This window comes from Salirhabdus salicampi (assembly GCF_024259515.1).
In the GTDB taxonomy this organism is placed as follows: Bacteria; Bacillota; Bacilli; order Bacillales; family Alkalibacillaceae; genus Salirhabdus_A; species Salirhabdus_A salicampi.
Genome location: NZ_JANBWE010000001.1, coordinates 948,164 through 970,210 on the forward strand (window position 1 = coordinate 948,164; position 22,047 = coordinate 970,210).

The 22,047-nt window shown below is 36.2% G+C and carries 23 protein-coding genes and 1 riboswitch; of the genes, 18 read left to right on the top strand and 5 right to left on the bottom strand.

The window, feature by feature from the left end; translation table 11 throughout:
• Nucleotides 1-11: 11 nt before the first annotated feature.
• The 3 genes from NLW78_RS05025 (at nt 12) to NLW78_RS05035 (ending at nt 2,062) form a co-directional block, all read left to right on the top strand.
• Nucleotides 12-992 (top strand): ring-cleaving dioxygenase, encoded by a 981-nt coding sequence (locus tag NLW78_RS05025; protein ID WP_254495887.1) that lies wholly within the window; start codon nt 12-14, stop codon nt 990-992.
• Nucleotides 993-1,156: 164 nt separating this feature from the next.
• Nucleotides 1,157-1,597 carry a DUF2243 domain-containing protein gene (locus NLW78_RS05030; protein WP_254495888.1) on the top strand — a complete coding sequence of 147 codons (441 nt, stop codon included), beginning with the start codon at nt 1,157-1,159 and terminating at the stop codon, nt 1,595-1,597.
• A gap of 21 nt (nt 1,598-1,618) precedes the next feature.
• On the top strand, nt 1,619-2,062 hold the full coding sequence (locus NLW78_RS05035) for a GNAT family N-acetyltransferase (protein ID WP_254495889.1): 444 nt from the start codon (nt 1,619-1,621) through the stop codon (nt 2,060-2,062).
• A 115-nt stretch (nt 2,063-2,177) separates the two neighbouring features.
• Here the strand turns inward: NLW78_RS05035 and NLW78_RS05040 are convergent, their stop codons facing one another.
• Nucleotides 2,178-2,627: a YueI family protein gene (locus NLW78_RS05040; protein ID WP_254495890.1), complete on the bottom strand. Its 450-nt coding sequence runs from the start codon at nt 2,625-2,627 to the stop codon at nt 2,178-2,180.
• 236 nt (nt 2,628-2,863) lie between these two features.
• On the opposite strand from NLW78_RS05040, the gene NLW78_RS05045 reads away from it, so the two are divergent.
• Nucleotides 2,864-3,004, top strand: coding sequence for a hypothetical protein (locus NLW78_RS05045; protein WP_254495891.1), 141 nt, complete (start codon nt 2,864-2,866; stop codon nt 3,002-3,004).
• 54 nt (nt 3,005-3,058) lie between these two features.
• Here NLW78_RS05045 and NLW78_RS05050 read toward each other — a convergent pair whose 3' ends face one another.
• The gene (locus NLW78_RS05050; protein WP_254495892.1) at nt 3,059-3,694 is read right to left on the bottom strand and encodes an FMN-dependent NADH-azoreductase; all 636 of its coding nucleotides are present in this window, start codon (nt 3,692-3,694) and stop codon (nt 3,059-3,061) included.
• A gap of 563 nt (nt 3,695-4,257) precedes the next feature.
• Here NLW78_RS05050 and NLW78_RS05055 point away from each other — a divergent pair.
• From NLW78_RS05055 to NLW78_RS05095, 9 genes are all read left to right on the top strand, one after another.
• Nucleotides 4,258-4,425: a XapX domain-containing protein gene (locus NLW78_RS05055; RefSeq protein WP_254495893.1), complete on the top strand. Its 168-nt coding sequence runs from the start codon at nt 4,258-4,260 to the stop codon at nt 4,423-4,425.
• Nucleotides 4,426-4,584: 159 nt separating this feature from the next.
• Entirely contained in the window at nt 4,585-6,129 is a 1,545-nt protein-coding gene (locus NLW78_RS05060) for a S8 family serine peptidase (RefSeq protein ID WP_254495894.1), read from the top strand.
• A gap of 200 nt (nt 6,130-6,329) precedes the next feature.
• Nucleotides 6,330-6,508: riboswitch (cobalamin riboswitch) on the top strand.
• A gap of 134 nt (nt 6,509-6,642) precedes the next feature.
• Entirely contained in the window at nt 6,643-8,925 is a 2,283-nt protein-coding gene (locus NLW78_RS05065) for a ribonucleoside-diphosphate reductase subunit alpha (protein ID WP_254495895.1), read from the top strand.
• 18 nt (nt 8,926-8,943) lie between these two features.
• Nucleotides 8,944-9,990, top strand: coding sequence for a ribonucleotide-diphosphate reductase subunit beta (locus NLW78_RS05070; protein ID WP_254495896.1), 1,047 nt, complete (start codon nt 8,944-8,946; stop codon nt 9,988-9,990).
• A complete protein-coding gene (locus NLW78_RS05075; RefSeq protein WP_254495897.1) occupies nt 9,990-10,424 on the top strand; it encodes a flavodoxin domain-containing protein in 435 nt (144 codons plus the stop codon). The genes NLW78_RS05070 and NLW78_RS05075 overlap by 1 nt, the downstream gene beginning before the upstream one ends.
• Nucleotides 10,425-10,843: 419 nt before the next feature.
• Nucleotides 10,844-11,275, top strand: a complete 432-nt coding sequence (locus NLW78_RS05080) for a LytTR family transcriptional regulator DNA-binding domain-containing protein (RefSeq protein ID WP_254495898.1) — start codon at nt 10,844-10,846, stop codon at nt 11,273-11,275.
• A 209-nt stretch (nt 11,276-11,484) separates the two neighbouring features.
• Nucleotides 11,485-12,006 (top strand): hypothetical protein, encoded by a 522-nt coding sequence (locus NLW78_RS05085; RefSeq protein ID WP_254495899.1) that lies wholly within the window; start codon nt 11,485-11,487, stop codon nt 12,004-12,006.
• Between the two features lie 11 nt (nt 12,007-12,017).
• On the top strand, nt 12,018-12,662 hold the full coding sequence (locus NLW78_RS05090; protein ID WP_254495900.1) for an SDR family oxidoreductase: 645 nt from the start codon (nt 12,018-12,020) through the stop codon (nt 12,660-12,662).
• A 640-nt stretch (nt 12,663-13,302) separates the two neighbouring features.
• A complete protein-coding gene (locus NLW78_RS05095; RefSeq protein ID WP_254495901.1) occupies nt 13,303-15,369 on the top strand; it encodes a cation:proton antiporter domain-containing protein in 2,067 nt (688 codons plus the stop codon).
• Nucleotides 15,370-15,401: 32 nt separating this feature from the next.
• Here the strand turns inward: NLW78_RS05095 and NLW78_RS05100 are convergent, their stop codons facing one another.
• The gene (locus tag NLW78_RS05100; RefSeq protein WP_254495902.1) at nt 15,402-16,478 is read right to left on the bottom strand and encodes an iron-containing alcohol dehydrogenase family protein; all 1,077 of its coding nucleotides are present in this window, start codon (nt 16,476-16,478) and stop codon (nt 15,402-15,404) included.
• Between the two features lie 205 nt (nt 16,479-16,683).
• On the opposite strand from NLW78_RS05100, the gene dacB reads away from it, so the two are divergent.
• Nucleotides 16,684-18,156, top strand: a complete 1,473-nt coding sequence (dacB, locus tag NLW78_RS05105; protein ID WP_254495903.1) for a D-alanyl-D-alanine carboxypeptidase/D-alanyl-D-alanine endopeptidase — start codon at nt 16,684-16,686, stop codon at nt 18,154-18,156.
• Between the two features lie 107 nt (nt 18,157-18,263).
• Here the strand turns inward: dacB and NLW78_RS05110 are convergent, their stop codons facing one another.
• Nucleotides 18,264-18,416, bottom strand: coding sequence for a hypothetical protein (locus tag NLW78_RS05110; protein ID WP_254495904.1), 153 nt, complete (start codon nt 18,414-18,416; stop codon nt 18,264-18,266).
• Nucleotides 18,417-18,687: 271 nt separating this feature from the next.
• Between NLW78_RS05110 and NLW78_RS05115 the strand changes: the two genes are divergently transcribed.
• A complete protein-coding gene (locus NLW78_RS05115) occupies nt 18,688-19,659 on the top strand; it encodes a hypothetical protein (RefSeq protein WP_254495905.1) in 972 nt (323 codons plus the stop codon).
• Nucleotides 19,660-19,730: 71 nt separating this feature from the next.
• Here NLW78_RS05115 and NLW78_RS05120 read toward each other — a convergent pair whose 3' ends face one another.
• Nucleotides 19,731-19,994: a YqhV family protein gene (locus NLW78_RS05120; RefSeq protein ID WP_254495906.1), complete on the bottom strand. Its 264-nt coding sequence runs from the start codon at nt 19,992-19,994 to the stop codon at nt 19,731-19,733.
• Between the two features lie 159 nt (nt 19,995-20,153).
• Between NLW78_RS05120 and NLW78_RS05125 the strand changes: the two genes are divergently transcribed.
• The 3 genes from NLW78_RS05125 (at nt 20,154) to NLW78_RS05135 (ending at nt 22,010) form a co-directional block, all read left to right on the top strand.
• Nucleotides 20,154-20,342: a hypothetical protein gene (locus tag NLW78_RS05125; RefSeq protein ID WP_254495907.1), complete on the top strand. Its 189-nt coding sequence runs from the start codon at nt 20,154-20,156 to the stop codon at nt 20,340-20,342.
• 57 nt (nt 20,343-20,399) lie between these two features.
• The gene (locus NLW78_RS05130; RefSeq protein WP_254495908.1) at nt 20,400-21,230 is read left to right on the top strand and encodes a deoxyribonuclease IV; all 831 of its coding nucleotides are present in this window, start codon (nt 20,400-20,402) and stop codon (nt 21,228-21,230) included.
• A 276-nt stretch (nt 21,231-21,506) separates the two neighbouring features.
• On the top strand, nt 21,507-22,010 hold the full coding sequence (locus tag NLW78_RS05135; RefSeq protein WP_254495909.1) for a CarD family transcriptional regulator: 504 nt from the start codon (nt 21,507-21,509) through the stop codon (nt 22,008-22,010).
• Nucleotides 22,011-22,047: the final 37 nt, after the last annotated feature.

Here is a 22,047-nt window from a genome sequence, read left to right on the forward strand (position 1 = left end):
TGTGAAAATTTATGAATTTAAAACCATTAAAAGGGCAACATCATGTGTCAGCACTAACGGCGAATGCGAAAGCTAACTATGACTTTTACACGAAAATACTAGGGATGAGGCTTGTAAAGAAAACAGTTAACCAGGATGACACATCAGTTTATCATCTATTTTATGCGGATGAGAGAGGAAATCCTGGTACTGATTTAACCTTTTTTGAAATTCCGAATGCTGGAAATACGTATTACGGCTCTAATAGCATTTCTGGAACATCTTTACGTGTTCCGAAGGATGATTCTCTTCAATATTGGATGGATCGGTTTAATGAATTTGGTGTTGAGTATGATAGTATCCAAATGGACAACGGACGTGCTACGTTACATTTTCGTGACCATGAAGGGCAACGATTAATCCTCGTTTCTGATGAAGACAATAAAGGGGTTGCAGCTGGAACTCCGTGGGAGAAAGGTCCTGTTCCTCTAGAACATGCCATTCGTGGATTAGGTCCTGTTTACCTAACTGTATCTAGAGAAGGTAGAACGGAACGAGTTTTACAGGACATCATGGGGTATAAAGAAGTTTCAACCTACACAAATCAAAATGACAATCCAGTTACCGTTTTCGAGACAGGTGAAGGCGGGACAGGTGCAGAAGTACATCTGGAGGTGCGCCCTGACTTACCTCGGGAAAGGCCTGGCCGTGGGAGTGTTCATCACGTAGCTTTTCGGGTTGATAATGAAGAAGAGTTAAGAAAGTGGGTAACCCGAATAAATGAAGCACGTATTCCAAACTCGGGCTTTGTTGAGAGATATTATTTCCGTTCGTTATATTTTCGCGAACCAAACGGCATATTATTTGAATTAGCCACAGATGGGCCAGGATTTGAATCAGATGAACCGTTTGAATCATTAGGAGAATCATTAGCATTACCCCCTTTTCTGGAAGGAAAACGTGAACAAATTGAGGCTAAACTAGTTCCTTTAGAAACGAAGCAGAGTGAGTAAGGGCAACCGTTTGTTGTGAATATTTTCTGAAAGCCATAACGTATTACCATAATACTGGTTCTATAACTTTTTGAAATGCCCACTTGGGCATTTCTTATTATATGTATAATTTCCTTTCCTAATGGGAACACAGAGGTAATAAAAACTAAGGAGTTCAATGCTATATGGAACGGAATGATCGAAATTTATTTCAAGCAGCTTTTATATTAGGTTTAGGTTTGTTAGGAGCAGTAGACGGTATCGTATTTCACCAGTTATTACAATGGCATCACATGGTGGATCACCATAATCAAATTCACATGAAAATATTTTCTGACGGTTGGTTTACAATTTTATTTTCTCTTCTACTAGTATGGGGTGGGGTCAAGATTTATCGAGATGCTGCAAAAGGTGAGCTTGGTACAAGACCTCGTACTTTTTTGAGTGGTATACTCATAGGCGGAGGTGTCTTCAATTTAGTTGAAGGAATGATTAATCACCACATCTTGCAAATTCATCGGGTAAGACCAGCTGCTGAAAATCCACTATTGTATGATATTAGTTTTTTAATTGTCGGTTTTTTATTAGTTATAATTGGGCTTATCGTACGGAGAAAAAAGGTATAAAACGGTTAGGGGGAGGATGACGTGGGGAATCATCGTCATGTTGTATTACAAACAAGTGTGGAAAATATAGATTGGAAAGAGCTAAGTGAATTATTTCAACAAGTAAACTGGGAAGGGTATAATATGGAAAATGTCGAAAAGGCCTTTCGAAATAGCTATATCGTTTGTTTTGCATTTATAGATAATAAATTAGTTGGGTGTGGTCGTTCTATATCTGATGGAGTAAGATACGCTGCAATATATGATGTTGTAGTAGCTCCGCATATGCAAGGGAAAGGAATCGGGCATAAACTAGTAGATTCCTTACTAAACCATTTAAAGGATATTCCTTTTGTGCATTTAACGACTACAATCGGCAAAGAAACCTTTTATGAACAGTTTGGTTTACGTAAACATAAAACGGCGATGGCTAGATATTTAGATGAACAGAAAGCAAATATTTATTTGGAACCACGGACTATGTAAGGATTTACCATTTAGTGAACTATTTTGAATTTAATAAAACGTATATATCATTACGATTGTTTTGGAAGAGGGTGGAAGTACAACTGCAAAGGTTTAACATATATCAAATGATATGTTACTTTTTGGAAAACAAACGTTTCACGATTATTTGAAAGATATTTTCTTTTTGCTTTTCCTCTTCCTTTATTTCATAGTTTGGTGTAGTTTCCAAAAAAATATGTTCCTTATCAATGGCTTCATCATAGGTTAAGATAGCACCTAAATCAGACTTTGCATCACGGTTAGAAACATTTGTATATGGAACTTTCATCTGCTTTGCAATTTGTTTATACGGTGTAAAAAAACGAGAATGAACTTGCCCATTTAACAATAATTTCGCTTTCGGATGTTGACGCATTTCCTCCTTCATTTCTTCTTGTCCTAATCCTTTCATAACTTGTGCCTTTGTTAATGCTAAAACGGTTCTTTCCCGTAATGAACCTAAAAATCGTCTTCTTTCATCTGGTTTTGTTTCTTTCGCTCCATAAATTCCTTCTTGTATATAGTCATCAACTGCTTTTTTCATCTTACAATCCTCCCAAAGATATGAACCCTTTTACCATAGTGTTCTCATTAATGGAATAGATATAGAAATCGTATAAAAATTTTCTTTTCTTCTCAAAATAAAAATGATTATCCCTATGTTGGTTACCCCTTTCAAAATACCTATATTTATAATCCTAGAAAAATTCAAAAAAATTCAAATATTTACATAATAAATTGGCAATTATCGTTTATAATATGATAAAAGGAGGAATTAATATGTTTGATTACAAAATGGATATTCCACTACATGAAGTACCGAAAGGGTCAGTTGAGTTAAACTCACGACAATCGAATGAAAATAGTGAGTCTGTTTCATTTGATTACAATCAACATATTCCTTTGGATGAAGTGAAGTAATGTTTCAAGGAAGTGAAAAACCTACCGGAATTCCGGTAGGTTTTTTTCATTTAATTAAAACTGTTTCGCTACTTCTTTTGCCTTTTCAATAGCATTTGCTTTAATCTCTTCTGCTTTGTCAGGGGTTGCTGCCATACCTTCAGCTACAACAGAACCAGCTGATTGAATACCTAAAAATGCGAATACACTTTGCAGATAACGATCGCCGAATTCCATATCTTTTGCTGGGCCTTCAGAATATACACCGCCACGTGCTTGGATGTGAATCGCTTTTTTGTCGGTTAATAATCCAACAGGACCTTCTTCGGTATATTTAAAGGTTTTACCAGCAATTGAAATGGTATCAATATATGCCTTCATTTTTGGTGGGAAACTAAAGTTCCATAATGGTGTAACGAATACATATTTGTCAGCTTCAATGAACTGATCTGTGAAATTGTTAATGCGACTTACTTTATCTTTCTCTTCCTCACTAAGTTGATCAAATGCAGAACCTTGTTGTAATTTACCCCAACCGTTAAACACGTCAGTGTCTATGTAAGGGATATTCACGTTATATAAATCTAAGTGGACAACCTCATCATTCGGGTTTGCCTCTTGGTACGCTTTTAAAAATTCTTCTCCAACTGCTAAACTAAAAGATTCATTAGTGGATTTTGGATTTGCTGTAATGTATAATACTTTAGCCATTTTCATCTTCCTTTCTAGGTGTTTTTTATAATTTATCCTACATTCATTAATCCATGCGTTTTGTTCAGGATTAAAAATCTTGAATTTAGGATATTATTACGATATCCGATTAATAAACAGAAATCAAATGTAATGCTTACTAAGGTAAAATTATGTAAAGTGATAGTAAGGGGTGAGATAATGAAAGTTCAAATTAAAGAGCGGGCATTATACGAATTAAAAAAATATAACTATGATGTATTTCATATTCATGCGGACAATACTGATGGTTGAAGCAATATCATTGACTATGACTTGATCCTGGATGGATCAACGAATCAAAACAGTGAACTTCTTTTTTGTGTTGAAGGTGTTTATTTGAGGATAGAGCCTTTCGCACAACAGTGGATTGGGAATGATCTAATTATAGATTATAAACAAAATTATGGATTCATCCTGAAAAACCGTGGACAAACATTAGCGTTAGGCATAAAGATGAAATGCACATAAAGCGTTTTATCCATTTTAAAATTAAGGAAATTGGAAAAGATAACATTGAAACCACATTGAGGAGAGTCCAGAATATGAAAGAAATCTTTTTAAGTACATTAGCAGGTATGATTATCGGCATCATCTTTAAATTATTTAAATTGCCGTTACCCGCTCCACCCGTTTTAGCTGGAGTGTTTGGTGTCTTTGGTGTCTATTTAGGCGGGGTTGTAATTGATTGGATTTATAAAACGTTTTTCTAATATCATGTTGGCATAACAATGTTGAAAGGTTACTCGGGGGAGTACCTTTTTTATTTTTGAAGAAATCTATCATAATTTCTAATATAGTAAAAGCCTTCAGCATATAGTGTAGTAAGATATGAAATACGATATCTTACTATTATATAAGGAGGTTTACATATGAAAAGGTTATTTTCGTTACTGCTTGCGATCTCATTCATGTTGATTGGAATCGCATCCATTCATTCCTCTCACGCTTCCACAGAAGACGATGTTCATTTTACAGTTGTATTTGAAAAAGAAAAAATTCCCAAAAATGCGAACGAGTTGATAATAGGTTTAGGTGGGGAAATTGTAGATACGATCCCTGAAATTGGTGTGATTCAGGTTAAAGCACCAAGTGAGTTCGGCTTTGAAGCTACTAAGGATAAGGCTATCAAAGTAGCTTCTCCAACGCTTGTTATCGAAAACCCTGAATTAGAAACAATCCCTATGGAAACTGAAAAAACCGAAACAACTGGTAAAATGGAGAAAAATAACCGTGGGGACCAACAAGAAATAGACGTTGCTTCAGCTAGCTTATATGAACAGTACCAATGGGACATTAAACGTATGACGAACAACGGAGCAAGCTTTGAAATAGAAACTGGTAACCATGATGTTGTTGTTGGTATTATTGATTCCGGTATAGATTTGCACCATCCGGACGTTACGAAAAATTTATTACCTGGTTCGAAAAACTATGTTCCAGCTGGTGGATTATATGGCTATGACCAATCGGAAACTGGTGATATAAATGATGTACAGGATCGTAATGGACATGGTACACATGTAGCCGGTAATATTGCAGGGAATGGCCAAATTTTAGGGATTGCTCCTCATATAGGCTTTAAGGCATACCGTGTATTTGCTGCAGAAGGTGGAGCTTATTCCAGCTGGATCAATAAAGCGATGATTGATGCAGCAAACGATGGGGTAGACGTAATTTCGATGAGCTTAGGTGGAATTTATGTAAAAGGAAAAGTATATTGGACCAATCCAGACACAGGTGAAACGTATGACTATGGAAATGATGTAGCAGATTATGTAGCATATATGAGAGCTGCACAATACGCGAATAGCAAAGGGGTATTAGTTGTGGCTGCGGCAGGAAATGCTGCCTTAAATGCAACGAATAAAAAAGAAGTAACAGAATTTGCAAATGAATTGTATGATGATTATGGTTACCATTTTGTTGGAGCGAGCTTTTACACGCCTGCCTCGGTACCAAATATTGTGACGGTTTCGGCAACTGGTCCTACAGATGAGCTATCTTTATACTCTAACTACGGATCAGGCTTTGTTGATGTAGCAGGTGTTGGAGGAGATTATAGAACATTTTTGCAATATTCTGAAGAAGATCGCGTTGATGAATATATAGAAAATCAATTATATGCTGATGAATTCAACTTGAGTTCAGTACCAGTTGTGGAGTATGAATACAACGATAACGGAACCATTAAGGATTACAAATATTTATATCCTGGCTATTCATGGTATATTGGCACCTCAATGGCAACCCCAAAGGTGTCTGCTGTTGCTGCATTGTTGAAAGTAAAGTATGGAGACGTCAATCCATATAAACTAAAAACACTAGTACAAAATACAACAGAAGATCTCGGTAAAGTTGGTTATGATGAACATTATGGACACGGATTCGTCAACGCATATAAAGCATTACAATAGTGAAACGAAAACCATCGGCTATTCCGGTGGTTTTTTTCTATTTGATTCAACACTTTTTATGTTACAATGCATAAGTCATTCTTCGAATGAAATGAAATTTTTATAATAAATAGATTGAAATGAGTATAATATTCCTTTATGCTAGTTTATAGATTATATCACAATATATTGTAACTTCATTGAAATCATAACTATATATAGTGTTGCCGCGAGTTGAGATGCCGTTACGGCTTAATAGGGAATTCGGTAGAAATCCGAAACTGCCCCCGCAACTGTAAGTGTGGACGAACTGAGGATCACCACTGTATAATTCATACGGGAAGGACTCAAAGTAGGACGATACACAAGTCAGGAGACCTGTCACAACTTCGTGTGTTTCGAATTCCTCGGGGATTGGGATGATGAAACGGTGGCGACAAAGGGCTCTTCTTACCCCTTTGTGTTATCGTTTTGTCCGCTCAATGCTGAGCGGTTTTTTTTATGTAAAAAACTAGGGATGGAAGGGGTACATATATGTCTAAAATTATGGATCAGGAATGGCGAAACGTGTTTCATATAATTGATGAAGCAGCGAAGAAGTATTCCATTAATGCCGACCCATTAAAAGAAAAATTAAAAGATTTACCTAACGAAGAAAAGCAACAGCAAGCGTTATTTTATTCCTTAAATAAAATTGGGATGATGCAACCGGAATGGACTTATATGGCAGCACAGTTATATTTACAAGAGTTGTACACAAAAGCTAGTCATAGTAGGGGATATGACTCTTCCCGAAAATATGGTGATTTTTACACATTAATAGAATTGTTAACAGAAAAAGGGATTTATTCTACTAGTCTATTAAATGAATATAGTAAGTCGGAAATCGATACGTTACAAAAAGAGATAAACCCCGAGCATGACACTTTATTTAACTATATTGGATTGTTTTTGTTAGCTGATCGTTACTTGGCAAAAGATCATGACGGAAACATCTACGAGCTTCCACAAGAGCGTTTCATGATTATTGCAATGACATTAATGCAAAATGAGTCGAAAGGCCAACGTATTGAACTTGTAAAAGAAGCATACTGGGCATTAAGCAATCTATATATGACCGTGGCTACTCCGACATTATCAAATGCAGGGAAAAGTTTTGGTCAGCTTTCGTCATGTTTTATCGACACAGTAGATGATTCATTAGATGGCATTTATTTGAACAACTGGGATGTAGCCCGTTTAAGTAAAGATGGTGGAGGCATTGGCATTTATTATGGAAAAGTTCGTGCACTTGGGTCAGATATTAAAAAATTCAAAGGGAATTCCTCAGGAGTTGTTCCTTGGATTCGATTAATTAATGATACGGCTGTAAGTGTAGATCAGTTAGGACAACGCCAAGGAGCAGTTGCGATCTACTTGGACGTCTTTCATAAAGATATTATGAACGGATTTCTGGATTTAAAGACGAATAATGGAGATGAAAGACGAAAAGCACACGATATTTTTACAGGTGTGAACATCCCGGATTTATTTATGCGAAAATTGGAAGAAATAGACGAGAACGGTCGGAGTGTCGGGGAATGGCACACTTTTTGTCCGCACCAAGTGAAGCAGTTTATGGGATGGAAAGATGAAAACGGAAATCCTTTAGGTCTCGAGGACTTTTATGACGAAGAAGATGAAAAGCTATTTACCCAAAAATATGAAGAAGCAGTCAACCATCCATTATTACCGAGAAAAACATATCGTGCTATGGATATTATGGCCCGTATCATGGTAGCCCAATTAGAAACGGGTACACCGTACATGTTTTATCGTGATGAAGTGAATCGACAAAACCCGAACAAACACGTTGTTGGAAGAGGTCGTACATCTATTTATTGTAGTAATCTATGTACAGAAATCGCGCAAAATATGTCGGCGACAATGATTACGAATGAATACGAGGACGAAGAAGGGAACTTAGTGATCGTCCGAAAACCAGGGGATTTTGTCGTTTGTAACCTATCTTCTATTAACCTACCAAGAGCGGTGAAAGGTGATGTATTAAACCGCCTAGTGAAAATACAAGTGCGCATGCTCGATAATGTTATTGATTTAAATACAATCCCTGTTGGACAGGCGGAAGTTACGAATAAAAAATATCGTGCCGTTGGTCTAGGGACATTCGGATGGCATCATTTGTTAGCGATAGAAGGGATCTATTGGGAATCAGATGAAGCAGTGAACTATGCAAACGACCTATATGAAGATATTTCTTATTACACGATAAAAGCATCAATGGAACTGGCAAAAGAAAAGGGAAGTTACAGTAAATTTGCTGATTCCGAATGGGAAACAGGTGAATATTTCACACGTAGAGGTTATTCATCTGAGAGATGGCTTGAACTGCAAGAACAGGTTAGGCAGGAAGGAATAAGAAATGGGTGGCTAATGGCTGTCGCACCAAACTCTTCTACTGCCAAAATTGGCGGTTCTACAGATGGGATCGATCCGATATATGCTGTCGAATATGCAGAAGAGAAGAAGAATTTCAAGTTTAAAGTAACACCGCCTGATTTAGATCACCATACGTACGACTATTACCGCCGTGCACGTCATGAACTTGATCAAGTGTGGAGCATTAAGCAAAATGCTGCCCGACAAAGACATATTGACCAAGCGGTAAGTTTTAACTTATATGTAAGGCATGATATTAAGGCAAGAGAACTGTTAAACCTACACATGCAAGCATGGAAGTCGGGATTAAAGACAACCTATTACGTTCGAAGCACATCACAATCAGAAATAGAGGAATGTGAAGCTTGCCATAGTTAAATTTTATGGAGGGGTATTATGTTAACAAATACCACGTTAAAGAAAGTAAAGTTACTAAACCATGATCACCCGAATAAGTCGACTAGTATTATTAATGGGGAATCATCAGGTCTATTAAATTGGAACGACATTGCATATCCACAAATGTATGAATTATACCAAACATTGTTGTCGAATTTTTGGAAAGCACAAGAAATTAATATGCAAGATGATATCAAACAGTGGGACCATTTATCTGAAACGGAACAAGATGTCTTTTTACGAATTAACACACAACTTGCCTCTTTGGATAGTCTGCAAACACCAACCATGAGTCAGGTTCTCGATTATGTTACCGATTCAAGTTTTAAAGCGATATTTGCAGTGATTGCTCAACAAGAGGCTGTTCACAATGAGTCTTATTCATATATTTTAAGTTCCCTCGTACCGTTGCGGGAGCAAAACGATAGATTCAACCAAGCGAAAGAAGACCCAATTGTTCAAAAACGTAACCAGCTTATTCTCGATGCCTATGAAAAATTCAGAAGTAAACCTACACCGCAACATTTATTTGAACTAGGGGTTAACTCCGTTATTTTAGAGGGGATTTTCTTTTACGCAGGTTTTGCCTTCTTTTATAACTTGGCAAGGCAACAGAAGATGCTAAAAACGAGCACAATGATTAGTTATATCCAAAGAGACGAGATGCAGCATGCTTACTTTATCTCTCAATTTATTCGCATCTTGTTAACAGAGCAAGAAGAATTAAATACGGAAGAAAACGTTCAATACATCTATGACACAATCCGAAAAGGTGTAGATTTAGAAAAAGAATGGGCCAACTTTATTTTAAAAGATATAAAAGATATTAATCTTGATGAGTTTGGTGATTACTTAGAATATTTAGCTGATAAACGATTCAATCAATTAGGGTTACAAGGCTTATATAATCATACAGAAAACCCGATGCCATGGATTCATGTGTTTAGTGATGAAATGATAAACGATACGAAATCCGACTTTTTTGAACAAAAGTCAAGAACGTATACAAAGGTATCCCAATCAAATGGATTCGATGAACTGTAATGAAAGTAGCACTGATTTATACCTCTATTACGGGGAACACGAAAGAACTCGTGAATATATTAAGCTACTTTTTTCAAAGTGACTATCAAATTGAACCGGACTTATATCTTGTCCATGATTTTCCTCAATCACGACTAGCTGAGTATGATGCTGTCGTGATTGCAACTTATTCCTGGGGGAATGGTCAAATTCCGAGGGAAATGATTCCTTTGTATATGGCTTTTGAACAGCAAAATGTAAAGCGACTTGTTACTGGAGTGGCCGGTACAGGAGATACGTTTTATCCCCATTTCTGTGGAGCGGTAGATAAGTTTAGGGATATGCTATATGTTCACACGAAGTTACAAGTAACGTTAAAAATAGAATTATTACCTCAGACAAAGGATTTGGAACGTTGTCGTTTATTTGTCGAAAAGGTAATGGATACAAAATAAAAATGACGCTTATTATAAGCGTCATTTCCATGTGGGAATGAATGGAGCATTCATAAAATTAAAATTATTCGTTTCTCTAATCTGTAAAAATTTGTGTTATAATTTTATAGACTATCAATTATGAATGTTGGACAATACCTAGTTATAATGTACTATAGTTCGATCGTGCTTTAGATCATTTTGGAAAAAGACGCTACTCATTTCCTGATGTTATGTTTATTAACATTATATCTAAGTACTCATCCAACATTCTCTTATCCCATTTCTTTTTTTCTTTGGGGGATTTTCTATTGATATTATAGACCTAGATATTAGGAAAGAAAAGGCAAAAACATGAACATGAATTTTTATTGACAAACGGTTAGTATAATGGTAATGGTTCTGCGTGGGAGGTGTCTATCATATCAAAAGAGGTAATGATGACAGTGTATAAAGAATTAGAAGACGGTTCAAAAACGTTTACGACGATAGATTTAATGAAGATTGATTATGTAGAATCGGAGAACCGTAAATTAGTTTATTATATAAATGGTGATCGTTATTTCCAAATTACAAAACTACAAGAAATGGAAAGTTTACTAAATGAAAAAAACGGTTTCGTTTCTTTAGACCGGTCTAATTTAGTTAATTTGCAAAATGTAATGGAATATGACCAAGAATTTGGCAAGATCTATTTTGAGGAAAACCCTTCACGGAAAAGTGTGTTTGCTACGATTGCAAAAATGAAGCAAAAATTATTAGACCCTTTAATATATCGTGCAATTGCAAAGAATAGAGATACACAACTAGAACATGGAGTTAGTAAACATAATTCTAGCTCTACTTATCAACCTAGAAACGAAAGGATTTAACAACAACGATGAATTACTTATTATTTTCTGAACTTTTTTTTGGTGCTTTTGAAGCAATCGCTACCTTAATATTTTCGATCGTACTTTTTAGGTTACCTATCCGACCTTATATAAAATGGTACGTTGGTTTAAGTTTTATAATCTCCGCTTTATGTATTGTGTTTTACAATTTCTTAGCGATCCCATTTTTCTATGGTGAAATAACGATTATGATACTTGTATTTTTATTAATATGGAAGATAATGGATGTCAAATGGTGGTTCTCCTTAATTGTGACGTTTGTCGGATACGTCGTTGCTTCGGGTGTTATACAAAGTGCAATTTATCTTATATTGTTGCAAATCGGATTAGTAGGCAGTACAAATTTAGCCACACCAGAAGCAGATTTAGTAGAGTTAATGACCATTCAATTTTTATACGGAATTATTGTATGTCATATGTCAATGGCAATGGTAAAGAAGCGATTTGGTTTAATGTTTATTCTAGATGATTTATCATTTCAGGAGTTGAAACAGCCGAAATTTCAATTTTTCCTTTTAACAACAGTGTTTGGTTTTGTAATGTATCAGTATTGTGTTTATGTTGTGAAAGTAGCTCCATCAGCATCATTTATTTGCATTCATATCCTTTTGGTTTTGGTTAGTTTAGCAAGTTTAGTTTCTTTCTTTCTCATTATTCAAAGCCAATTAAAGGAACATTACGAAGAAATAAGGAAAAACATTCAATTATAAGGAGTGTTTCGATGAAAGTTTGTGTATTCGGTGCAAATGGACAAATTGGTCAACATTTAGTGAAGCTTATTCAAAACAGTAGTAAGCATACAGTAAGGGCAGTTGTAAGGAAACAGGAGCAAGTTGACCAGTTCCAACAAGAAGGAATTGAAGCAATGATAGTTGATTTGGAAGATACCGTGGTTGAAATAAGCAAAGTAATGGATGGTTGTGATGCAGTTATATTTACAGCAGGGTCAGGAGCAAAGACAGGTCCTGATAAGACGTTATTAGTTGATTTAGACGGCGCAGTGAAAACAATGGAAGCAGCAAAGAAAACAGGTATTAACCGATATATTATGGTAAGTGCTATTCAAGCCCATCACCGCGCAAATTGGAGCAAAAAAATTAAACCATACTTTGTGGCGAAGCACTATGCTGATCGAATGCTAGTGCAAAGTGGGTTAACGTACACAATTGTCCGCCCAGGAGGTCTAACAAATGAAACGGCTACAGGCAAAGTAACTGTTGCAGAAAACCTGGAACGCCATACAATACCACGAGAAGATGTCGCGAAAACTGTATTGTTAGCACTGGATGAATCAAACACATTTAATCGTGAATTTGACTTAGTATCAGGAGAAAGTCCGATTGAAACAGCCCTTAAAAACCTATAAAAAAACAATGGTGTGATACACCTTTCAGGCTGTCGAGAAAGTCTCGACGGCCTTTTTATATTTTATTTCGTCGTTGATGAAAAAACCTCCTTTCCGCGGTAGTGTCGGTTTTTTCATCAACTTTCATCATAATTTTCCGCCGGCTTTAAGCGTTCATCGCGTTAAGGACGACCGTTATCCTCTGAATAATGTGGTCATACTTTTTTAGGTATAAATGAAAATTCTATGTATTGGTCCATGATTGCGAAATGTTTCTGAACAAGCATTGCTTACAGCTGCTTGTCAAAACATGAAAAAGATTGTCTTTCACCTAGCTCGTGTCAGCTAGGTGAAAGACAATCTTTTTCTTAAATAACTTATTGCTCTAAAACATCTAAATTTCTACGAAATATAAAAGAGTGTAGAAAAAAACATGGGGTTTCTCTACACTCTGACAAAGGTGTATTACAACTATATTTTTTGTGCTTTATTCGCGAAATAATATTAAGATGGCATGGGAAAAACAAAGATAATGATATTCTCAGTTTACAGAATGTTTGACTTCTTCGTTTTATGATAATATTGCTAGCTAATAATAATATTAACGATAAAATATGTTTAGATTTTACTTTATGTTTTGTGTGAAGAGAGGAGATTAACTATGTTTACCCTTCCACTAACAGATCCAGTCATGATATTTGCTCTAACTATGGTTATCTTTCTCGTGTCTCCTATGATAATGAAAATGTTAAGGATACCAGGAATCATCGGTCCGATTATAGCAGGTATCATTATTGGACCACATGGATTGGGGGTACTACAAAGAGGCCAAACAATTGAATTATTAGGTACAGTGGGTCTTTTATTTATCATATTTATTGCCGGTTTAGAAATGGACCTTGAAGGCTTTAAAAAGTATCGAAACCGCAGTATTGTATTCGGATTTTTATCGTTTATATTTCCACTTGCATTAGGAACATTCATCGGTATTATACTCGGTTATAGTATGACAGCTTCAATATTATTAGGTTCTATTTTAGGTTCGCATACATTGTTAGGGTATCCTATCGCTAGTCGCCTAGGAATTGCTAAGAATAAGGCTGTTACTACTGCTCTAGGCGGGACGCTGTTAACAGATACATTGGCATTACTTGTGTTGGCGGTCGTGACTGGGGCTGCAACAGGTAACTTAACGATCCAATTTTTTATCGTACTGGTTATATCTTTAATTGTTTTTACCTTATTAAATATCTTTGGAATACCATATATATCCCGTCAATTTTTCCGAAATGTAATCAATGAAGGATCTACTGATTTCACCTATGTGATTGTAATACTTTTTTTATCAGGCTTTTTAGCGACTGTAGCCGGTTTACAACCAATTATAGGTGCTTTTCTAGCAGGACTCTCATTAAACCGGCTCGTATTTGATCATGGAACTTTAATGAATCGGATACGGTTTACGGCGAATGCTCTTTTTATCCCATTTTTTCTATTGTCTGTAGGAATGCTCATGGATTTATCCGTCTTAATTGAAAATCCTCGGGCATGGCTATTAACTGGATTAATTTTAGTGAGTGTATTCTTAGGAAAACTGATTGCTTCGTGGATAGCTAGTTATGTATATCAATACAATAAGGAGGAACGTCACATTACATTTGGGCTCACCATTCCACAAGCAGCCGCTACATTGGCCTCTACATTAGTGGGCTATGATGTAGGGTTATTGGATCAAGCTACCGTTAACGGAGTTATCATTATGATTTTAGGTACTTGTATCGCAGGACCGTATTTAGTTGAAAAACACGGTCGAAAATTATCCCTACTTGAAGAGCAAACAGAATTTGAATCAGGTGATGCTCCTCAACGTATTATGATTCCATTGTATAATCCTGAAACAATGGACTCATTATTAGATTTAGGATTTGTACTGCGTAAAAGTAGTGGGACCGAAGAGCCACTTTATCCACTCACAGTCGTTAAGAAGGATTTGAAGAATGCGGAAAACGAAGTCGCGAAAGCGGAAAAAATGTTAAACTACGCTGTCAAATATGCCTCTGGAGCCGAAGTTCCAGTTAAGACGATAACGAGAGTGAATTATAATATCGCGAACGGGATCGAAAGGGCTATGGCAGAGGAACGAGCGACGAAAGTTATTGTAGGATGGAACGGAGAAAAAACTGCGCCCCAACGAATCTTCGGTACAGTCATTGATCAATTGTTAAGTAAGACACACCAAAGTATTTTAATTACAAGGTTAGGTCACCCTTTAAACATCACAAAACGAATTGTCGTTGTATTGCCTAGGGGAATCGATCATTCCTTTGGGTTTATCGATGCTTTAAAACATGTAAAGAAAATGGCTAATTTCTTAGGGGCAACGTTATTATTCCTAATAATAGGAGAAGGTTCTTCGAAATATGATAAATATATTAAGGAAACGACTCCAAATCCAGCATCTACAATAAGGGTAGTACCGGATTGGGATACATTTTATTTGAGTTATTTTGTCACCCTAAAAGATGATGACCTCGTAGTTGTACTAAGTGGTCGAAGGGGTACAATTGCTTGGCACCCAGAACTGGAGGAAGTACCTAATAAACTTACAAATGTCAACCCAGAAAGCTTTATTATTTATTACCCTACAGAGGAAAAGCACGTTGACATGCGTGGTGCATCTGGAACCATCATACCAAATGAAATGCTTTTTAAACGAGATTTTGACTAAAAAAAGGTATCAAGTTAACTTGATACCTTTTTCTATGCAATATAGGCTTCTAATTGTGCCATTGTATCCTTAATCTCTTCTTCTGAGGCTGTCCTAATGTGATGAATCGACTCGTGTGGCAGTGCAGCTGCTTTGGCGACGGTAGAGATGGCTCTGGCTTCATTTGTGATTCCTAATGATTGTAACGAATAAGGGAGTTGTAATGATCTATAGAACGGGAGTAGTTTATTTATTTCATCCCATTTCTCCTCAAAAGCTAATTGAACTAATATTCCATAGGCCACTTTTTCTCCATGTAAAAATGAATGTGTTTCTGATACTTGTGTTAATCCATTATGAATGGAGTGGGCGCCAGCAATTCGTCCGTATTCATCACCTAACCCGCCAACCATACCTCCAGTTAACAAGTTTGTTTCGACAACTTGTTGAAACGAGTAAGATATTTCTCCCTTTCGAAGGGATTCGATGGCTAATTTGCCGTGTTTTAATAGTACATCTTTACATTCCTTGGCTACGTTCCAAGCAAGACGAACAGAGACAGGGGGAGAGTGTAATTGTTGAATCAGTACATCAGCCTCATACCATTTAGCTAACGTATCACCAATACCAGCGCGTAAATATTCAACAGGTGAATCTAATAAAATGCGTGTATCTACTAATACAAGGTATGTACTCCTTGGAAAAATTGTATATCCAATAAAATTTCCATGGTGGTTGTATAGAACACTTAGTGGTGTCGTTGCTGCACATGTCGATGCTAACGTCGGGATGAGTGTAACATCAATATTCGCTTTATTTGCGACTCCTTTGGCAATATCGAGTACTTTTCCACCGCCAATGCCAATAATCATATCTGCTCCATGAATAAGAGCTTTGTCCGTCTGTTTCTGAATTTCTTGCTCCGTACACTCGCCACTGTATAAAGAGTATTCTACTTGAAAAGACGACAAATCGGGCATGTATTGTTTTGCGACTTTCCATGATTTTTCCCCGTGAATAATAAACAAGGATTGAAATTGGCCGTCTTTCATCCGTGTTGGTAGCTGACAGATTGCCTCAGTGTGACATTCATAATGTCCTGGTGTCCCTCTGACTTCAATTTGGTTCATTCTGTTATCCTCCCCTAAAGACGTTTGCGTCGTTCTATATGTAAGGTGTGTCCATTATAGGTTGAATGTAACAGTAAATCAATAGAGAAAGTTTTGAAAAATTTGTTTATTTTAAAATTCCACTAATAACTTTCTGCCGGTTTAAATCGGGAAAGGTTGGGGAGTATAATGCATTGACTGTATTAAGGGGTAAAGGTGGTTTATTATGTGGTCAAAAATTTATTTTATTATTGTTAGTCTATTTCTTTTTGTGACATTTCCATTCATGCAGTTGCATGATGTTCCCGTAGTTGCAAATGATGAAAGCGATGATATTGCTAGTGAAATCCACGGTATTATTCAAAATAATGCTACCCTTGACGGTTCGATCGTCGGGATAAGTGTACGTTCGGCAACATCAGGAGAGTTAATCTATCACCATAATGGCGACATACGTTTACGACCTGCTTCGAATTTAAAACTATTTACAGCTGCAGCATCACTTTCCTCCTTAGGTGAGGACTATAAATTTGTTACTGAAATTCATACAAATGGTAAGCAAAAGGGAAAGACAATTGACGGAAACGTTTACCTTGTTGGAAAAGGAGATCCGACCTTAGTAAAAAAGGATTTGCAACATCTAGTCAAAAAGTTAAAGAATTCAGGTGTAGACGTCATAAAAGGGGATGTAATTGGGGATGACACATGGTTCGATGATGTTCGATATTCACAAGATTTACCTTGGACTGACGAACATACATATTACGGAGGACAAATATCTGCTCTCACATTATCTCCTGATGAGGATTATGACGCCGGAACCGTCATCATTGACATAAAACCAGGAAATAAAATGGGGGAAACGGCTAAAATCTCGATAACTCCTAAGACAAATTATGTAAAGGTTGTAAACAAAACAAAAACGATAAGTGAATCCAAACAAAGAGATATTACAGTTACGAGGGAACATGGGACGAATGTTGTAACCGTTGAGGGGGAAATTCCTTTAGGCGATCAACTGTATCGGGAATGGATATCTGTTTGGGACCCAACGAAATATACAACTAGTCTGTTTAAACGCTTGTTAGAACAGAACGGGATCATTGTAAAGGGCGAAGCAAAGGTAGGAAATAAACCATCGAAATCGAAAATGTTAATGCAACATTCATCTATGCCACTATCTGAACTGCTTATCCCGTTTATGAAATTAAGTAACAACGGACACGGTGAAGTGTTAGTAAAAGAACTTGGGAAAATCAACAGAGGAGAGGGGAGCTGGGATAAAGGCATTGAAGTGATGGAAAAAGAATTAGCAAAATTAGGAGTCAATACAAGTACGTTGTTGTTGCGCGATGGTTCTGGCATTTCTCACGTTAATCTTGTACCAGCAAATGAACTCACAAAACTACTATACGCTATTCAAAATGAGAAGTGGTTTCCGACATTTTTTCAATCATTACCAGTCGCAGGGCAAATGGACAGGAAAGTTGGAGGTACATTGCGCTATCGTTTCCTGGATTTCGCTGGTAATATTCAGGCGAAAACGGGTACGCTTTCCACCGTAAGTTCTCTATCTGGTTATGTAGAAGGAAAAAAGGGAAAAACATACACTTTTTCCATCCTTATAAATAATATTCTCGATGAATCAAAAGCAAAAAAGATTGAGGAAACCATTTTAACAATATTAGCTAACCAATGAAAAACTCGGCTTTTAGCCGAGTTTTTTTTCTAATAAAAAACCTTATGAGAGGCTCTCATAAGGTGGTGGAAATATCTCCAAAAGGAATGTTAGAGCGCATTACAGTATTATCGCTTGCCATACGCTAAAATAGGTTGTTCGTTTTGATCTACATTCGTTACGTTCTTCTTTCGTTTGCGTGAAGATAAGTTTTCAACTGTAGACAAAACGAAAAAAGTTGTCAGTACTGTAAGTGAAAGAACGATTAGAGATGTTACCATACTCCACCATCCCCTTTCTTAAACATTTTCCTTTGTAAATACCGTCTTTTTTTGGTTAATTCCAGTATATAATACCAAATATTACGAAAAAGTAAAGTTTAAATTTGTGATTCTTTAAAATTCCTCTAATTTCTTTGTGTAAATCGTATATTCTCCAAAAATACTTTATTCATTATATGCTGAAATGTGCATCGAAAACCTTGCGGAAGGTGACTGGTAACTTTTTCATATTCATTTCGTCTAATGGAATGAAACGAAAGGAGAACTGCTTATGAAACATTTCATGAACACTGCATTGGTGTTTCTTTTAATTTTTTTATCAGCATGTGGTGGTACGTCCATTGGCGATCACCAAGGTGCAAACATTCAGTTTGATGAAGATTTCTTTTATATTACGGACTTAAGCGAAAATGCAATTTTAGTTGTTGGTGGCAAAGGTGATGATCGTGTTGATGCTAAATATTTAAAGATTGTGGATAAAACTATTATTTATAACGAAAATGGTGATGTAATTAAGGAGAATCAACTACAAATTGGGCAAAGAATTCAATTTATACTGGACCAAAAGTCGGGATGCGAAGAATCATTCCCGGAACAATGTCAGGTGAAGTATATAGCTTTAGCAGGTAAGTCAGTGGAAGTCCCATATGATGAAGAAGGGGTCGTAGGAGAAGAGGAAGCTGTAAAGTTGGCGCTTGATTATGTGAAAAAGAAGGAGCAAGAGGATCATTATTGGGTAATCCACGAAATTGAATATGAAAAACATAAATGGAAAATGAAGTTACACCATTACCTAGAACAGAGCAAAAAAATCGTCGTTTATGTAGATGGGAAATCAAAAAACGTCCACTCCGAAGTGACAGAAAAGAATGAACTGGAACGATTGGAAAAACTTCGTCCTCCAACACCTGCCATAACGGTAGATCACCAAGAACTTAATGTAGAAACAGGGTCATATATGTGGTCAGATGGTGACAAATCAGTTACTGCTGACTCTTTCCATCCTAAAGATTTAGTTAAAAAATACCAACAAGTTTTAGCTGATTCTGTATTGAATATAGCATTTGATTATAGTCCTCATACAATTGAATGGGGCATATGGACAGAAGACGGAATCCACTTTCAACCGGTGGAAAACTATAGAATTACACTCCCAGAAAAACCCAACAAATACGTACTTGTGATAAAAGGGGAATGGGAGGAAGGAGAATCAATTTATGCTGTTGGAATAGTATTAAAATAAAATAAAAACCTGCACTCAATTTATTGAGTGCAGGTTTTTATGCCCAGAAAGGGTAAATAAAGATAAAACGTTTATGTACTTTTAACTCCGTATAAAATACAACCAATGCCAATGATAATCCAAAGCATTTTGGAATACGTTAATTCTTCTGCAATCGTATAAACGCCTATTGTGGTCGTTAATAAGAGAATTAATGGACCAACAATAGCTAAAGATGAATTTAACACTAAGACTTTGCTCATATCACTCATTTTTAAAATAATCATAGCGACAATTAATTCAAATGTACCTGAAAGTACACGTAACATTGCTATCCCAAATATCGCCTTATCCACTTTTCATCCCTCACTTTTTAGTACCTGAAGTCATTATATGCTTGTATATAACTATGAAGACTTGCCTTATCAATTTTTTGTATGAAAAGATCTCGACTAATTTTGTTGATCGTGGAAATAATACAAACGAATCAACTAAGTAAAAGGAGCTTCCACAACATGAAGAGAAATAAAAATGAGCGTACAAAGGCTTCGTTAGATGGAATGAAAATTTATGGGACAACAGGTAACGTCGAAGTAGAAGGGTATCAAATGTCAGGTGATATTGAAAATGCCGGTAGGCTTGATAAAGGTTATACAAACAATCAAAAAGAAACTAGCGCAGAAGCATCAATTAACAAGGAATAATGGAAGAGGAGGTCTGGACAGTATCCGGCCTCCTTTTTAGTGAGAAAGGGGATGCGTATGAGATTTGGGTGTCATGTGAGTATAAAAGAAGGATATTTAGGTGCAGCAATACAGGCAAAAAAATTACGGGCTGAGGCATTTCAATATTTCCCAAAAAACCCTCGCAGCTTATCTGTTAAAGCTTTTCATCAAAGTGATGCAAGTGCGTGTAAAGAATTTTGTTTAGAGAATGGTCTCGTGTCTGTTTCCCATACACCATACCCAACGACAATTACACCCACAGACAATAAGCGGAATGCGGTAATTGAATCATTGTATAACGATTTAGAAATTTCTGAGGCATGTGGCTCCATCGGGGTTGTTGTTCACTTCGGAAAGTTGCGAAATCGGCATGATCCTCTAGCAAGTTATCATTTAATGATTGATGTATTAAATGAAGTTTTAGAACATTGGGAAGGGGATTGTAAAATTTTACTCGAAAATAATGCGGGCAAACCAGGTTCAATAGGTACAACAATTGAAGAATTAGCACAAGTAAGAAAACTAACGAATTATCCTGAAAAGATCGGCTTTTGCTTAGATACATGTCACGCCTATGCAAGTAGTTTATGGGACGGAACCAATTGGGGAGAAGTTCGGGCAGTTGGTTTAAAACAAGACTATCTTCAACACCTAAAAGTCATTCATCTAAATAATTCTAAATTTCCAGCTGGGAGTGGAAAGGATAGGCATGCGAATATTTTTGAAGATGGATATATTGAGGAAACACAATTCTCGGATTTGATGAAATGTATGGAGTTACAACACACTCCGTTTATATTAGAAACACCTTCCGTAATTTCAAAAGAAATAGAAATTTCCCGTCTATATCAAACGTGGGGAACATAATTTTCAATCATGATTTAGGTATCAAGTACATATGATTTACTTTAGACCATTTTTGTGAATAGGGGGTGATATATTTCCTGGGCAAGCGCAAAAATAGAGTGTTCCTTGCATTTGTTGACAGTAGATTTCGACAGTGTTTACGTTTTATTTTTTAACTAATGTAAATTTTCAAAAATTAAAATCGCTAATATTATTGACACAGATATTATTTTAATGTTATTATAATTAATTTTTCAAATTACAAAAAGTTTGTTATAATATGTTCATGGACCACATTTGGAGGTGGATATTTTGTTCCAAGTAGGAAGTAAAATCGTATATCCAATGCATGGCGCAGGGGTAATTGAATCAGTTGAAGAGAAAGAAATTTTTGGGAAGAAAGAGCAATATTTTATCATCAAGTTAAAGATAGATAACATGAAGGTTATGATTCCTGAATCGAAGATTGCTACATCTAATATTCGTCCTGTTGTTGATCAAGGTACACTAAAAGATGTATTAGATGTTATGGAAAACGGGGAGACAGATTCTGAACTGAACAGCAAACAAAGATATACAACGAACATGGAAAAAATGAAAACAGGGAGCCTTCAAGATGGGGTAGAGGTTGTTCGTGACTTAACCCGACTGAATCAGGAAAAAGCTTTAAATACAAACGAGAAGCAAATGCTTGATAATGCACGAAAGATTGTCATCAGTGAGCTAGGACTCATTAAAGGAATTAGTGACCAAGAAGCAGGTAAATTCATAGAAGATAAAACAGTATTGACCGGCTCTTAAAAGGGAGGTAATACTCCTTTACATAAGAAAAAATCAC

Excerpts from the sequence above, each read along its gene's own strand:
- NLW78_RS05025 (WP_254495887.1), top strand. The coding sequence starts at position 12 with ATGAATTTAAAACCATTAAAAGGGCAACATCATGTGTCAGCACTAACG.
- NLW78_RS05030 (WP_254495888.1), top strand. The coding sequence starts at position 1,157 with ATGGAACGGAATGATCGAAATTTATTTCAAGCAGCTTTTATATTAGGT.
- NLW78_RS05040 (WP_254495890.1), bottom strand. The coding sequence starts at position 2,627 with ATGAAAAAAGCAGTTGATGACTATATACAAGAAGGAATTTATGGAGCG.
- NLW78_RS05045 (WP_254495891.1), top strand. The coding sequence starts at position 2,864 with ATGTTTGATTACAAAATGGATATTCCACTACATGAAGTACCGAAAGGG.
- NLW78_RS05050 (WP_254495892.1), bottom strand. The coding sequence starts at position 3,694 with ATGGCTAAAGTATTATACATTACAGCAAATCCAAAATCCACTAATGAA.
- NLW78_RS05055 (WP_254495893.1), top strand. The coding sequence starts at position 4,258 with ATGAAAGAAATCTTTTTAAGTACATTAGCAGGTATGATTATCGGCATC.
- NLW78_RS05060 (WP_254495894.1), top strand. The coding sequence starts at position 4,585 with ATGAAAAGGTTATTTTCGTTACTGCTTGCGATCTCATTCATGTTGATT.
- NLW78_RS05065 (WP_254495895.1), top strand. The coding sequence starts at position 6,643 with ATGTCTAAAATTATGGATCAGGAATGGCGAAACGTGTTTCATATAATT.
- NLW78_RS05070 (WP_254495896.1), top strand. The coding sequence starts at position 8,944 with ATGTTAACAAATACCACGTTAAAGAAAGTAAAGTTACTAAACCATGAT.
- NLW78_RS05075 (WP_254495897.1), top strand. The coding sequence starts at position 9,990 with ATGAAAGTAGCACTGATTTATACCTCTATTACGGGGAACACGAAAGAA.
- NLW78_RS05080 (WP_254495898.1), top strand. The coding sequence starts at position 10,844 with ATGACAGTGTATAAAGAATTAGAAGACGGTTCAAAAACGTTTACGACG.
- NLW78_RS05085 (WP_254495899.1), top strand. The coding sequence starts at position 11,485 with ATGATACTTGTATTTTTATTAATATGGAAGATAATGGATGTCAAATGG.
- NLW78_RS05090 (WP_254495900.1), top strand. The coding sequence starts at position 12,018 with ATGAAAGTTTGTGTATTCGGTGCAAATGGACAAATTGGTCAACATTTA.
- NLW78_RS05095 (WP_254495901.1), top strand. The coding sequence starts at position 13,303 with ATGTTTACCCTTCCACTAACAGATCCAGTCATGATATTTGCTCTAACT.
- NLW78_RS05100 (WP_254495902.1), bottom strand. The coding sequence starts at position 16,478 with ATGAACCAAATTGAAGTCAGAGGGACACCAGGACATTATGAATGTCAC.
- dacB (WP_254495903.1), top strand. The coding sequence starts at position 16,684 with ATGTGGTCAAAAATTTATTTTATTATTGTTAGTCTATTTCTTTTTGTG.
- NLW78_RS05110 (WP_254495904.1), bottom strand. The coding sequence starts at position 18,416 with ATGGTAACATCTCTAATCGTTCTTTCACTTACAGTACTGACAACTTTT.
- NLW78_RS05115 (WP_254495905.1), top strand. The coding sequence starts at position 18,688 with ATGAAACATTTCATGAACACTGCATTGGTGTTTCTTTTAATTTTTTTA.
- NLW78_RS05125 (WP_254495907.1), top strand. The coding sequence starts at position 20,154 with ATGAAGAGAAATAAAAATGAGCGTACAAAGGCTTCGTTAGATGGAATG.
- NLW78_RS05130 (WP_254495908.1), top strand. The coding sequence starts at position 20,400 with ATGAGATTTGGGTGTCATGTGAGTATAAAAGAAGGATATTTAGGTGCA.